Source organism: Enterobacter sp. TMH.L2 (assembly GCF_050847315.1).
Classification (GTDB): domain Bacteria; phylum Pseudomonadota; class Gammaproteobacteria; order Enterobacterales; family Enterobacteriaceae; genus Cedecea.
The window spans coordinates 2630125-2643609 of the sequence record NZ_CP193791.1; the positions used below are offsets into that span (position 1 = coordinate 2630125).

The 13485-nt window shown below is 55.2% G+C and carries 12 protein-coding genes; 5 read left to right on the top strand and 7 right to left on the bottom strand.

From position 1 onward, the window contains the following. Positions 1-47: 47 nt before the first annotated feature. Positions 48-716 carry a DUF3313 domain-containing protein gene (locus ACREYP_RS12620; protein ID WP_008460733.1) on the bottom strand — a complete coding sequence of 223 codons (669 nt, stop codon included), beginning with the start codon at positions 714-716 and terminating at the stop codon, positions 48-50. Between the two features lie 88 nt (positions 717-804). Then, positions 805-1920: a MurR/RpiR family transcriptional regulator gene (locus ACREYP_RS12625; RefSeq protein WP_008460735.1), complete on the bottom strand. Its 1116-nt coding sequence runs from the start codon at positions 1918-1920 to the stop codon at positions 805-807. A 249-nt stretch (positions 1921-2169) separates the two neighbouring features. Here ACREYP_RS12625 and ACREYP_RS12630 point away from each other — a divergent pair, with 249 nt between their 5' ends. The 3 genes from ACREYP_RS12630 (at position 2170) to celB (ending at position 5252) form a co-directional block, all read left to right on the top strand. Continuing rightward, positions 2170-2475: a PTS sugar transporter subunit IIB gene (locus ACREYP_RS12630; RefSeq protein WP_008460736.1), complete on the top strand. Its 306-nt coding sequence runs from the start codon at positions 2170-2172 to the stop codon at positions 2473-2475. A gap of 16 nt (positions 2476-2491) precedes the next feature. Further along, complete coding sequence (locus ACREYP_RS12635) at positions 2492-3793, top strand: 6-phospho-beta-glucosidase (protein WP_336819805.1); 1302 nt, start codon at positions 2492-2494, stop codon at positions 3791-3793. 91 nt (positions 3794-3884) lie between these two features. Next, a complete protein-coding gene (celB, locus tag ACREYP_RS12640; protein WP_008460739.1) occupies positions 3885-5252 on the top strand; it encodes a PTS cellobiose transporter subunit IIC in 1368 nt (455 codons plus the stop codon). A gap of 435 nt (positions 5253-5687) precedes the next feature. On the opposite strand, the gene ACREYP_RS12645 is transcribed toward celB, so the two are convergent. Together ACREYP_RS12645 and ACREYP_RS12650 are read right to left on the bottom strand one after the other, a co-directional pair. Continuing rightward, on the bottom strand, positions 5688-6836 hold the full coding sequence (locus ACREYP_RS12645) for an integrase core domain-containing protein (protein WP_498880897.1): 1149 nt from the start codon (positions 6834-6836) through the stop codon (positions 5688-5690). A gap of 216 nt (positions 6837-7052) precedes the next feature. Then, positions 7053-8648, bottom strand: coding sequence for an ABC transporter substrate-binding protein (locus ACREYP_RS12650; protein ID WP_008456354.1), 1596 nt, complete (start codon positions 8646-8648; stop codon positions 7053-7055). 119 nt (positions 8649-8767) lie between these two features. On the opposite strand from ACREYP_RS12650, the gene pepT reads away from it, so the two are divergent. Next, positions 8768-9997 carry a peptidase T gene (pepT, locus tag ACREYP_RS12655; RefSeq protein WP_336817641.1) on the top strand — a complete coding sequence of 410 codons (1230 nt, stop codon included), beginning with the start codon at positions 8768-8770 and terminating at the stop codon, positions 9995-9997. A gap of 173 nt (positions 9998-10170) precedes the next feature. On the opposite strand, the gene tehB is transcribed toward pepT, so the two are convergent. After that, the gene (tehB, locus tag ACREYP_RS12660) at positions 10171-10764 is read right to left on the bottom strand and encodes a tellurite resistance methyltransferase TehB (RefSeq protein WP_008456357.1); all 594 of its coding nucleotides are present in this window, start codon (positions 10762-10764) and stop codon (positions 10171-10173) included. Then, complete coding sequence (tehA, locus tag ACREYP_RS12665; RefSeq protein WP_034808269.1) at positions 10761-11753, bottom strand: dicarboxylate transporter/tellurite-resistance protein TehA; 993 nt, start codon at positions 11751-11753, stop codon at positions 10761-10763. Before tehA ends, tehB begins: the two co-directional genes overlap by 4 nt. Positions 11754-11866: 113 nt before the next feature. On the opposite strand from tehA, the gene ydcK reads away from it, so the two are divergent. Next, positions 11867-12793 (top strand): YdcK family protein, encoded by a 927-nt coding sequence (ydcK, locus tag ACREYP_RS12670; protein WP_336817642.1) that lies wholly within the window; start codon positions 11867-11869, stop codon positions 12791-12793. Here the strand turns inward: ydcK and rimL are convergent. Next, positions 12790-13344, bottom strand: coding sequence for a 50S ribosomal protein L7/L12-serine acetyltransferase (gene rimL / locus ACREYP_RS12675; protein WP_008456362.1), 555 nt, complete (start codon positions 13342-13344; stop codon positions 12790-12792). The genes ydcK and rimL overlap by 4 nt on opposite strands. Between the last annotated feature and the right edge of the window lie 141 nt (positions 13345-13485).

The following is a 13485-nucleotide window of genomic DNA, read 5'->3' on the forward strand; positions in this document are numbered from 1 at the left end:
AAAAACCGCAGCTTGTTCAGGGCTGCGGTTTTTGTTTGCAAAAAAGGTTATTTATTCGGCACGTCAAACATCGTGGCATCGGTGGCCAAATCATCCACAACCTGTTTCAGGGTATCGACGGTGACTTTTGCATTTTCGTTGCTGAGCGTTTTCCCTTCGCCCTTACGGACCACGCGTAAAACGGGTTTATTGGTTGCCGCATCAATCAGTTCGCCTTCGAAATAGAGATCGGTATTCATGGTGCGGTGCCCGGTGGCCATTTGCGTGCCTGCGACAACCATCGCAATCGGGATCACCTCATAGAACTGCAGCCCTTCTTTGCTGCTGTCCACGCCGGTGATCGCGCCCCGGAAAATAAGGCTGTGCGGGCCTGGCGTCGTGACCAGCGGTTTCCGCTGCGCCGCCGCGGCTTTTAATTTGGTGTTGGTGTACGCCAGCAGACCATCCAGCGTGTTCTGGCCTATTTGGGTCGTGGGCCTTGGCGTCGGGTAGTAGATCACCGGATTGTAGACCAGGCTGTCGTAGTTGCCGGGTTTGAAGTTCGGGTCAACCCAGCGCATAACGGTTTTACCGGTAGCTGATTTTGTCTCCTGCAGACCGGAGTAATCTTTTAGAAACCCAGAGTATTTTTCCGGCGCGGTGGTTTTTGAAGCACACCCCGCCAGCGCTAATAAACCTGCCAGACAAGCCACTTTAAAATACGTTTTGCTCCGCATCGTTTGATCCTGTTTGTGGGTATAAGCCTTTCAGGTATAGCAAAAAACGACACTTTGTGTGGGGGTTAAGCGGCCTTGACGTCAAAACTCAGATCGCGCGCTCATCGCCGGGGGCGGCAAGCCCATCGCAAAGCAGGTCAACAATCAATAATGCGCCGTAATGCCCTTCCCCGGGAGGCAGCCAGACGTCACCGGCCTGCCCCACGCTGGCGGGATCTTTCGTCACCATAACGATGGCTGCGCCCTGCCGCCTGGCCTGCTGCACGGCCGCTAACAAGGTGCTGTCCGGCGTCGAGCTGGCAAAGACGATCATTGCCTGCTCGCGATTCAGCATTGAGGCGGTGAAGCTCATCAGGGCAGGATCATAACAGACGCTGGCGGGCTGGCCCTGCGTCAGCAGGCGGTACTGCAAAAGGCTGGCAAAAGGCGTGTCTGCCGCGCCTGCGCTGAAAATATGAATCGCTTTCGCTTGCTTCAGCAGCAAAACGGCGCGCGAAACATTAGCTTCCGGAAGCGTTTCCAGTTGCTGAGTTAGCGCCTGCTGGATGCCGCTCAACCGCTGTTGCCAGGAAGCCGGTAGCTCGCTACCCGGTATGGCGGTGCTGGCCTGCGCCAGCTTCATGCGTAGATCACGAATATCGTCGCAGCCTGCGGCTCTGGCAAAGCGCGTGATAGTGGCCGGACTGACGCCCGCCGCCTGGGCAAGCTGGTCGATTGTCGCCGACGACGCAAAGCCCGGATCGTGCAAAATAGCCTGCGCAACTCTGGCTTCCTGCTGGCTGAACTCCGCCAGCCGCTGGCGGATCCGGCTGATAATGTCGCCCTCAGCATCCCGCCCTATGGAATGAGAAAAGCGTTCCAGCACGTCTTTCGCCACGCCGCCCCGGTTGGCCAGAAACTGCAGCGTGTCATTATCCACCCAGGCGGCATCCCCTAGCAGTTGAGACGGCGCTGCCAGCAAATCCTGTACCCGGCTGTCGTGCTGCTGGTGGCGAACCTGGCCGAGGAAATCATTCATATCGCTGCAGCCGATGGTGCGCGCGAACTGCTGGAGCGTGGCCTGACTGACACCCGCGCGCGCCGCCAGCTGCTCCATGGTGGCATCCGGTAGCTGGAAGAAATTCTCCAGAAAAAAGCGGGCCAGCCGCGTTTCCTGGGGAGAAGAGTCGGCTAACCCATGGACCAGGTGATAAACAATATCCATCGCTGAAAGGTTCCTTGTGTCTGCGTCACAGGCGGATAAATCATCATAATGCGTTGAAATTATTTTTCAATTAACTTTGCCGCGATGCCTTGCCGCCGTTTCACCCTCCTCCGTAAAAGTCTTGTTATTCCTTTAACATTCGGGAAACCAATAATCCAACGCAGATCACGGTCATGAAAATAATTTTCATACATGCTGAATAAACGCACTGTTGTTTGAAACACGTTTTCAATTTGAAGGATAAAGGTAATGAAAAAGATCATGTTGTGTTGTGCCGCAGGGATGTCCACCAGCATGCTGGTGCAAAAAATGCGCGCCGAGGCCACAAAACGCGCCCTGGACATTCAAATTGACGCGGTGTCTGTGGCCGAAATTGAAAGTCACCTGCAGAGCGCCGACGTGGTGCTGCTCGGCCCTCAGGTGCAGTTCGAACTGGCCCGCCTTTCCGAGCTTTCGGCTCCTCTCGGCAAACCCGTGGCGGTGATCGACATGATGGATTACGGCACCATGCGCGGCGACCGCGTGCTGGATAAAGCCATAACTCTGATGGCCTGATAACCGGGAGAAACCAATGAAAATTACCGTTGTGGGCGGGGGCAGCAGCTACACCCCGGAACTGATTGAAGGCCTGATTCTGCGCCATGCCGCCCTGCCGATGACGGAGCTGGCGCTGGTGGATGTAGAAGCGGGCCGCCAGAAGGTTGAAATCATCGCCGCGCTGGCTCGCCGCATGTTCGACAGCAAAGGTTTGGAACAGGTCAACGTGACGGTGCATTACGAACCAGACGCCGCGATTGTGGGTTCCAGCTTTGTGCTGACCCAGCTTCGCGTGGGGCAACTGCCCGCTCGCGCCGCCGACGAACGCCTGGGCCTCAGCCACGAGCTGCTAGGCCAGGAGACCACCGGTGTCGGTGGTTTTGCAAAAGCACTGCGTACTATCCCGGTGATGCTGGACATTGCTAAACGCGTGGAGCGCCTGGCCCCGAATGCGTGGATTATTAATTTCACCAACCCGGCGGGGATCGTCACCGAGGCAGTTTCCCGCTACAGCGCCGCCAACATTGTTGGCCTGTGCAACGTGCCGGTGACCATGCACCACACCATCGCTGACATGCTCCAACTGCCTTACGACAAAGTCACGCTGCGCTTCGCCGGGCTCAACCACATGGTGTGGGTGCACGAGGTGATTGCCGATGGGCGGGACGCGACCGCCGAGGTGATTGAGATGTTGTGCGATGGCGAGCAGTTGTCGATGAACAACATTAAAGCGATTCCGTGGCCGCCAGCCCTGCTGCGTGCCCTGAAAGCGATCCCTTGCCCGTACCACCGCTATTTCTGGCAAACCCGCACCATGCTCAAAGACGAGCTAGCGGATGCGGCGAACGGGAAAGGCACCCGCGCCGAACAGGTAATGAAAGTCGAGGCCGAGCTGTTTGAGCTGTACGCCAACCCGCAGCTCGACAAAAAGCCGGAGCAGTTGAGCCAGCGCGGTGGCTCGTTCTATTCCGAAGTGGCCCTGGAGCTTATCGACGCCCTGCACAATAACCTCGGCAAGCAGATGGTGGTGAATACCGCCAACAACGGCGCTATTCAGGGGCTGCCGGACGACGCGGTGATTGAAACCAACTGCGTGATCGACGCGCTGGGGGCCCATCCGCTGGCATTCGGCAAACTTCCTCCCCTGATGAATGGCCTGACCCAGCAGGTGAAAGACTTTGAACGACTGACGATTGAAGCGGCGGTCCACGGCGATAAACAGCAGGCGCTCCTGGCCCTGATAGCGAACCCGCTGGTGGCTGACGTGAATATCGCTCAGGCGTTGCTCGATGAAGTGCTTGCAAGCAACAAGGCGTGGCTGCCGCAGTTCAATTAGCGCCGCTTACCGGTGGGCGATGCTTTACGTCCACCCCACAACAGAAATCAATAACAATAATGCCCGGCCATGCGCCGGGACAGGGGTAACCGTGTCCGCAAAGAAATCGTTTCTTGAAAAATATGTGCTGCCCGTGGCGCTGAAAATCGCCGGGCAAAAGCACGTGCTTTCCGTCCGCGACGGGATCATTCTGAACATGCCTTTCATGCTGATTGGCTCGTTCTTCCTGATTTTCGCCTATCTGCCGGTGCCGGGTTACCCCCAGCTAATGACCGATCTGTTTGGTGCCACGTGGCAGACCAAGCTGCTTTATCCGGTCAAAGCGACCTATGACATCATGGCGATTATTTCGAGTTTCGGGATCGCCTATCGTCTGGCCGAAAAATACCGCACCATCGACCCGCTCACCGCCGGGGCGGTGTCGCTGGTAGCCTTTATCATGACCATCCCGCAGAACATCATGTTCACTCCGCCGTCCGGGGGGCCCGCTGAGTTTGTGAAGGGCGTGCTGCCCATGGGGCAAATTGGTAGCCAGGGGCTGTTTGTCGCCATTCTGATCGCCCTGCTTTCTACCGAAATTTACCGGTTTATCAGCAACCGTAATCTGGTGATCCGCATGCCGGAGGGCGTGCCGCCTGCGGTAGCAAAATCGTTCCTCGCGCTGGTGCCGGGTTTTTGCGTGTTGGCCGTGGTGCTGGCGCTTCGCCTGCTGGTGGAAGCCACGCCGTTTGGTGACATCAACACCATGATCACCGATCTGGTCGGCATTCCGATGAGCCACATTGGCGGCTCGTTACCGGGAATGATCGTGTCGGTGATCCTGATTGGTATTCTGTGGACGCTCGGCCTGCACGGCGACACCATCGTGCTGGTGTTTATCCGCCCGGTCTGGCTGACCAATATGTCCGAGAACCTGGCGGCATTCCAGAACGGCCTGCCTATCCCGCACATCATTACCCAGCAGTTCTATGACCTGTGGATCGCCCCTGGCGGCACCGGGGCGCTGTTAGGTCTGGTGATCTTTATGCTGATCCGCAGCCGCAGTGTGCAAATGAAGCAGCTGGGTAAAATTGCCGCACCGGGCAGCCTGTTTAACATCAGCGAACCGATGGTGTTTGGCATTCCTCTGGTGATGAACCCGTACCTGGTGGTGCCGTTTATTTTGACCCCGGTGGTGCTGGTGATTGTCTCCTACACGGCGATGGCAACAGGTCTGGTAGCGCCGCCTGCGGGGATTGCGCTGCCGTTCACCACGCCGATTATCGTCAGCGGCTATTTAGCGACAGGCGGCCATGTTTCCGGCTCGATTCTGCAGATTGTGAACCTGGCTATCTCGCTGGTGATGTATTACCCGTTCTTCCGGGTCTGGGATAACCTGAAATTCCGCGAGGAGCAACAGGCGAATCAGGCGACGGCAACTGCGCCGGTTGAGGCGGTGAGCGAGCGTAGTACGGTGTAGCGGTTGATTGGTGTTCAGGAGGTTCCGTTCACCTCAAGTACAGCTTCGACCTCAGCCACCGCACCAGTGAACGTCTTAGGGGAGCCACCGTCACTCCCCTAAGAACCCGGACTCCCGGCCAAATAAATCGACCGCGTGAGCGGCAAACCTCCATTTTATCTCCCAGTCCTGGGTCGGCTGAGATGCGTTCCCGACGCTCTCAGCCTCCGGTTATGACCCAACTCAGGCGGGGTTGAGCAGCCGGGAGCAGCGAAAGAGAGCGATCGTCGGGAACGAATCGCGAACGACCCCGAATGTTTGGGTGATAGCCGCTGGGTTTACCGCTTCAGCGGCGATGAGCTCGCCGGGCGCCGGGGGTTGTCAGGGGGCATGGCGTTGTATGAACCGGTCACATGGGTTACAGAACTGACCGGTCACATGGGTTACACCTTTCTCTCAATCTAACCTCAGGATACGGTGATTGATTCTGTCGTAATGCGCCAGTCTCAGTTCACCAAATCCTATTTCGTCGCATTGCTCATTCAACGGTTTCATCCAGACCCACTCATTTCGTAGCGCTTCACTCAGAAATATTCGGGTACTGTTGAACCATAAATCTCCTCTCTGCGCGACTCTCAACATTCTGGCATTATCCGGGACAGGCATTTCTGTTCGTGGCCCCGCAAACTGTCTTTCCGAAGGTTTCCAGACCGAGGCCGGCGTTTTACCCTGAAGCGCTTTATGCGGCCTTATCTCGTTGAATTCCTTTCGCCATCTGTCAAACCATTGTTGCTGTTCTTCCAGAGAAGAAAATGAGCAATGTTGGTTGAGCGCTTCCTTCATTGTCCGGTGCATTCTTTCGTGACGCCCGTTTTCAGTCGGTTTACCTGGCCGGATACGTTCAGGAATAATGCCACATTTTAATAACCAGACGGACATGACACTCAACCCCCACACCCCATGTCCGGCAAAGGGTGCACCGTTATCAGTCCGTAATAATTGGGGCATGCCGTTTTCAATAAAAATGCGCTCGAGGCAGGAAACGACAAAGGCATTATTAGGGGAATAGGTCGCCTCACTGGCGAGGATGATCCGGCTGCAGTTATCCGTCAGCGTGAGCGGGTAACACCATTTCCCGTTAGCATGTTTAAATTTCCCTTTAAAATCAGCACTCCAGACATCATTGGGCTCTTTGACCTCATACAGAACATGGGGCTGTGTCGGCTTGAATCGAACAGGGGGGCGTGCTTTTACCAATCCATGAGACTTGAATATCTGGCCGACAGTGCTTGCGGCAGGGACACCGGGAGTATCCAGATTGAGCAGATATTGCCTGATTTTTTCTGGCCCCCACAGCATGTACTGCTTTTTAGTTTTCAGCAGCAACTGAACCATCGACTCAGGAATGGTGTTTTGATGATGGCGTGCCCTGGAACGGTCAGCCAGAGAGTTAACATCTTCGCCTGAAAAACGAGCTAACCACTTATAGCCCGTTTTACGGCTGATATTGAATCTGCGACAGGCATCGCTGACAGATAATCCGTCTACAAGGCATGCCATGACAAATTGCATTCGTTGCATGGTAACAGTCTCAAGCCAGGGCACGATAAACCTCCTCACTCAGTTTACCGTACCAGTTATAACCTGTTACCCATGTGCCCGGTTTAAAGTGTTACCTATGTGCCAGTTCATACAGCGTAATGCCCCCTGACACGTTCACTGTCTCTGAACTTGCATGGACAATAGATCAATAAGTGAACGGAAAATATCCAAACTTACAGAGAATGTATTCTCAGATCGCCTGCTCTCTCCCTGCGCCAGCTACTTCTTCACATCCACCTGATAAAAGATATGCTTCCCGAACGGATCAATTTCATACCCGGTCACCTCTTTACGCACCGGCTCGAAAATCGTGGAGTGGGCAATCATCACCGCAGGCATCTGGTCGTGCATCATTTGCTGCGCTTCTTTGTAGAGCTCAACTCGCTTATCGTGGTTCCCCTCGGCACGGGCTTCGAGAATCAGCTTATCAAACGGCTGATAGCACCATTTGGATGAGTTAGACCCACCGTTGGCCGACGTGCAGGAAAACAGCGGCCCGAAGAAGTTGTCCGGGTCGCCGGTGGCCGTCGTCCAGCCCATCAGCGCCGCCTGGTGCTCACCGCCCTTCACTCGCTTGAGGTATTCGCCCCATTCGTAGGTGACAATTTTCGCCGTCACGCCAACTTTCGCCCAGTCGGCCTGAATCATCTCTGCCATACGTTTAGCGTTCGGGTTATACGGACGCTGAACCGGCATTGCCCACAGGTCAATGCTCATGCCGTTGGCAAACCCGGCTTCTTTGAGCAGCGCCTTTGCTTTTTCAGGATCGTAATCGTAATCCTTGAGCTTATCGTCCGCGCTCCACACGCCCGGCGGCAGTAGGTTTTTTGCCTCGATGCCCGTGCCGTGGAACACCGCTTCGATAATGGCCGGTTTGTTAATCGCCATTGCCAGCGCCTGGCGCACTTTCACGTTATCGAGCGGCGGTTTCTGGGTGTTAAATGCCAGAAAACCAGTATTCAGACCCGCTTTTTGCATCAGCGTGATGTCTTTGTTTTCCTTCATGCGCGGCAAATCCGCCGGGTTCGGGAACGGCATTACCTGGCATTCATTTTTCTCAAGTTTGGCGTAGCGGATCGACGCATCCGGCGTGATCGAGAACACTAAACGGTCGATTTTTGATTTGCCCTGCCAGTAATCAGGGAAAGCGGTATAGAGAATGCGGGAATCTTTCTGGTACTGCTTCAGCTCAAACGGCCCGGTGCCGATGGGGTCGGAATCGACGCGTTCCGGCGTGCCGGCCTTCATCATGACATCGGCGTATTCGGCAGAGAGAATCGAGGCAAAATACCAGCCTAAATCCGCGACAAACGGCGCTTCCGGGTGCGCCAGCGTGAAGCGCACGGTGTTGTCATCCACTTTATCAATCGCTGTGATCAGCTTGCCAAACTCCAGGCTTTCAAAGTTGGAGTAATTGCCGTTGGAAACGTTGTGGTACGGATGCTTAGGATCTTTCTGGCGCATAAACGAGAAAATGACATCGTCCGCGTTGAAGTCTCTGGTGGGCTTAAAGTATTTGTTGCTCTGAAACTTAACGCCTTTACGCAGATGGAAGGTATAGACTTTGCCGTCTTCGCTGACGTCCCAGCTCTCCGCCAGGCTGGGCTGCAGTTCCGTGGTGCCGACTTTAAAATCCACCAACCGGTTATAAACCGGCACCGCGCTGGCATCCACGCTGGTGCCCGAGGTGTAAAGCTGCGGGTTGAAGTTTTCCGGTGAGCCTTCGGAGCAATAAACCAGCGTGCTGGCCGCCACGCTGGTACTGATGGAGAGCGCCGCTACGGCAAGTGCAAGCGTTGTAATCTTTGTTTTCATCGCTGTCTTCCTGTGGTGTTTGTCCTGACCCTGAATGAATAAAGCTTGTGCAAAGCGCCTTAATAAATAACATTAAATTTACATTGCCAACAAACAACATCGAACAATAAGGAAACACTATGTCTTCGTCGCTCAGCGAGCAGCTCACCCGGCGCTTCTTTCGTTATCTGGCGGTGACCAGCCAAAGCGATCCGCGCGTCAGCAGCCTGCCCAGTACCCCAGGACAACACGAAATGGCCCGCCTGCTCGCGGAAGAACTGCGCACGCTGGGCCTTGAAAATATTGTGATTGATGAGCACGCCACGGTAACCGCCGTGAAGAAAGGCAACGTCGCTGGCGCACCGCGTGTGGGGTTTATTACGCACATTGATACCGTTGACGTTGGCCTTTCCCCGGATATTCATCCACAGATCCTGCGCTTCACCGGCGAAGATTTATGCCTGAACGCCAAAGAGAACATCTGGCTGCGCACGGCGGAGCACCCGGAAATCAACGCCTATCCTGGCGAAGAGATTATCTTCAGCGACGGCACCAGCGTGCTGGGCGCGGACAACAAAGCCGCCGTCACGGTGGTGATGACGCTGCTGGAAAACCTGACGCCAGAGCACCGGCACGGTGACATCGTGGTGGCCTTCGTCCCGGATGAAGAAATTGGCCTTTGTGGCGCCAAAGCGCTGGATTTGGCACGTTTTGACGTGGACTTCGCGTGGACCATTGACTGCTGCGAGCTGGGCGAAGTGGTGTATGAAAACTTCAACGCCGCCCACGCGGAGCTGAAATTCACCGGCGTGACCAGCCATCCGATGTCCTCCAAAGGCGTACTGGTTAACCCGCTGCTGATGGCGATGGACTACATTAGCCATTTTGACCGCCAACAAACGCCTGAACACACCGAAGGGCGCGAAGGCTATGTCTGGTTTAACGGGATGCAGGCTTCACAAAGCGAAGCGCTGCTGAAGGCCAATATTCGCGACTTCGATTTGGCCAACTTTGAACGCCGCAAACAGCAAATTGGCGAAGTGGCGCAGAAGATTGCCGCGCAGTACCCGACTGCACGCGTGGAGTTCAGCCTCAGCGATACCTACAGCAACATCAGTAACGCCATTACCGATGACCGCCGGGCCATTGATTTGATTTTTGCCGCTCTGGATGAGCTGGGGATTGAGCCGAAGGTGATCCCCATGCGCGGCGGCACGGATGGCGCGGCGCTGTCGGCTAAAGGTTTGCTGACGCCGAACTTCTTTACCGGCGCGCACAATTTCCATTCTCGCTTTGAGTTTTTACCGCTACGGGCGTTTGAGGCGTCTTACAATGTGGCGCTGAAGCTTTGCCTGCTGGCGGCGAAGTAGTTTTCCCCTCACCCTAATCCTCTCCCCTAAGGGAGAGGGTATCAGGACAGAAATCCCACTTAGCTTCACTCCCGCGATTTGCGGTGAAAGAAACAGCACAATTTTCTTGTATAGCTCTGATTTACCGCTCTCCTTTTCAGGGAGAGCGCCGGGGTGAGGGTTAATTTTTACATTTAGTTCTTACGCGCCAGCATCGTGGCAAAACGCAGCTTGATGCGGTTGCCGTGCTCATCAGTCTTGTGCAACTGCCCCACATCTTCGTTGTATTTAATCAGTTCCCAACCTTCATAGTAGTTCCGCAGTTCACCCTCTTTAAAGGCAAACGGGAAACCGACCGTGCACGGAAAATCCTCGGTATCCATGGCCGCCACAATCAGGTTGTAGCCGCCGGGTTTGGTGCAGCGCTGCATATTGGCGATAAGTCCTGGGATCGTGCTGCGCTCGAGGAACATCATCACCACGGTGGAGAGAATAAAATCGTACTCGCCGTCAAAGCTCAGTTGGTTCAGGTCAACCTCAGCGGTGACAATATTTTTCAGCCCTTCCGTCTCGATAATCTGATTCAGCCTGGCGATGCTCATCGGGTTTTTATCCCAGGCGGTAACGTCGAACCCTTTCTGGTTCAGGTACAGGCTGTTGCGCCCGCCGCCGCAGCCAAGATCCAGCGTTTTACCGGGGGCAACGTACTTCACGGCGTTCAGCACGTCAGAATGTGTGGCAGTTAAGCCGTATTTTTCGCTGTAGTAGCTTTCAGACTTCTCGGTCATGACAGATCCTTATTTTCAGGCCGCGCGGTGCGCAAAATCAATTTCCCCTGCATCAGCAGGATAAAAGTACGTGCCAGCAGCAGGCCGATAATCACATTAGTAAAAATAAACAGCGGCACGGCAATGACGTGAAACAGCCCGTCCCCGCTGCCTGCGCTCAGATGGAGCGCCGTGGTTGCCAGCGCAGAAATACCGAATGAGAAACTCCAGAAGGAGGCATTGAACGGCTGCGCCAGGTACCAGGGCATTAAGCGCAGCATGAAGAGCAATTGCAGCAGGCCGTAACCAAACAGCATTTTGGCAAAGAAATCCGTCACGCCGCCGTTCACGGCAAGGTAAGCGCTGCAGGCCACCAGCGCAGGGGCAAGCTGAATGCCCAGCGAGGTGCGTACCGGCGTGGGCAGTTCCCCGGCGCTGCGCATACGGTGCAAAATCGCCGGTTCCAGGCTGAGCCAGGAAAAAACACCGGCCCCAAGGAACAAGATCCCCAGGTCGTGATAACCCAACGCGCCGCAGGCCATCGCGCTGATAAAATTATTGGCGACGGTGGGCAAATACAGCCCCGGCGTCGTGGCATCCTGCGGGTGCGTACCTCGCCATAATCCGGCGGACTGCCAGGCGGCATAACAAAGCTGCACCACGGCGCCAAAGCCAAACATCACTGCAGCGAGCGGGCGCAGATAAGGGGCTACGCCGATGGCCACCAGCATGGTTGTCGCCGGGAACAGACTCACGAAGCTGCTCATTAAAGGGTGATAAATCTCTGCAATCACGCTGTGCGGGTAGCGCACCAGCCGCGTCAGGAACGCTAACGCCAGCAGCAGCCAGATGCCGGCGGCAAGCGCCACAAGAACCTCACCAACAACCGACGGCACCGGCCAAATCGTGGCGGCATAGCGCCAGGCAAACCCCATGCCGATGGTGCCCAGCACCATGCCAAAGTAGCCTGCGGGGAGATTGATAAAGCTACCGGGGATTGGTTTATTCATTTTGTTTATTTTTTAAAATGTATTTTAAATGCATTTTATGCGATTACGCCGCCAAACGCTACGCCGGTGAATTACCTGCTACGTTTATCAGCAGTGCACAGCGAGAAATCACCATGAAAAAATACCGGATCACCGATGTTTCGCGGCTTCATGATTATCAGCATGATGGCGAACAGCGGCAAGTTCGACTCTGGCAAATTGAGGCGCTTCGCGCTTTTGGCAACGTCGTGGCCGGGCAAGGCGGCGGCTGGATTGAGGAAGAAGCGAACCTGAGCCACGAGGGAACCTGCTGGCTTGAGCCTGACGCCCTGATCTGGAACGGTGCGACGGTTGAAGATGACGCAAAAATCCTCGGCGAGTCTGAAATTTGCCATCACGCAAAAGTGGGCGGCAAGGTGCTGGTCGAGGATTCCCGCATCAGCGGCGAATGCTTTATCTCGGGCTCGGCCCGCGTGTTGCAGCAGAGCCAGGTGATTGCCGTGCTGGGGCTGACCGAAGATACAGAAATGCGGCTGCAAATCTACGGGAACGCCACGGTGCTGGCCTCACGCATCGTCCATCAGGCACAAATCTACGGCCACGCGCGCGTGAACAACGCCTTTGTCGAACACCGCTCAGCCATTTTTGATAACGCCGTTATTGAAGGCAATGCAGAGAACAATGTCTGGGTTTGTGATTGCGCGCAGGTGTCCGGTAACGCACGTATTATTGCCGGCAGCGGCGACAGCCAGATCCCGACCATCCGCTACTCATCTAAAGTCTACGGCAACGCCCTTATTGAAGGAGATTGCGTGCTCAGGCACCGCGTCCAGGTTTACGGTAATGCGGCGCTTATCGGCGGCCCGGTTCTGCTGGACAACAATGTACAGGTGTATGGCGAGGCGAAAGTGATGGGTAACGTGCTCATCGAAAACAACGTGCAGATTTATGATGAGGCGGCGGTGGAAGGCTTTGGCGGCGAACTGATTCATCTTCGCGGCATGAAGGATATTAACGGCGCACAGCGAATTACCCGCACGCCGTTTCATGGCATTTTTTAATCAGCAATGCGCCCGTAAATATTCTGATCGTGGAACTCGTCGTTCAGAAACTCGGCTTGCCTCAGGCAACCTTCAAGGGCAAAGCCGTTGCGTTGGGCCACCCGGTTGCTGGCCTGGTTAGTGACGATGCATTTGATGACAAACCGGCGCACCGTCCCTTCCCCCGCGTACTTGCCGATCGCGGCCTCAATCACGGCGGAAATGATCCCCTTGCCCTGCCGATCCTCGCTTAGCCAGTAGCCGATGTAGGCCGTTTTGTCGGTCGGGACTATCTGGTTAAAGGAAAAGACGCCCGCCAGCTCGCCGCGATAGAGGATCATAAACATCTTCGCGTAGCCTTTATGGTGGAGAACATAATTCCCCTGCAGCGTTTTGCGGGTGTCGTCCTCGGAAACAACATACTGCGGCCAGTTCATCGCCTTTTGCAGCCAGCTTTTATTGCGCTGCACCAGGGCAAAAACGTCCTTCACGAACCGCTCGTTCACCGAATGCAGTTCGATATCATCATTAACCGCAATCACTTCATCCTGCCAGGCCTGCTGTTGTTCCACTCGTGACTCCTGCTTTTGTTAGAAGGTGACAGTTATCTTATGTCACTTTTTTGTGGCAACGCACGAGATTTAAAACACCGCCAAAAGTGAATACATAGAAATTCGTTATGAAAGAGTATTTATGCAATAAGAGGATGAGAT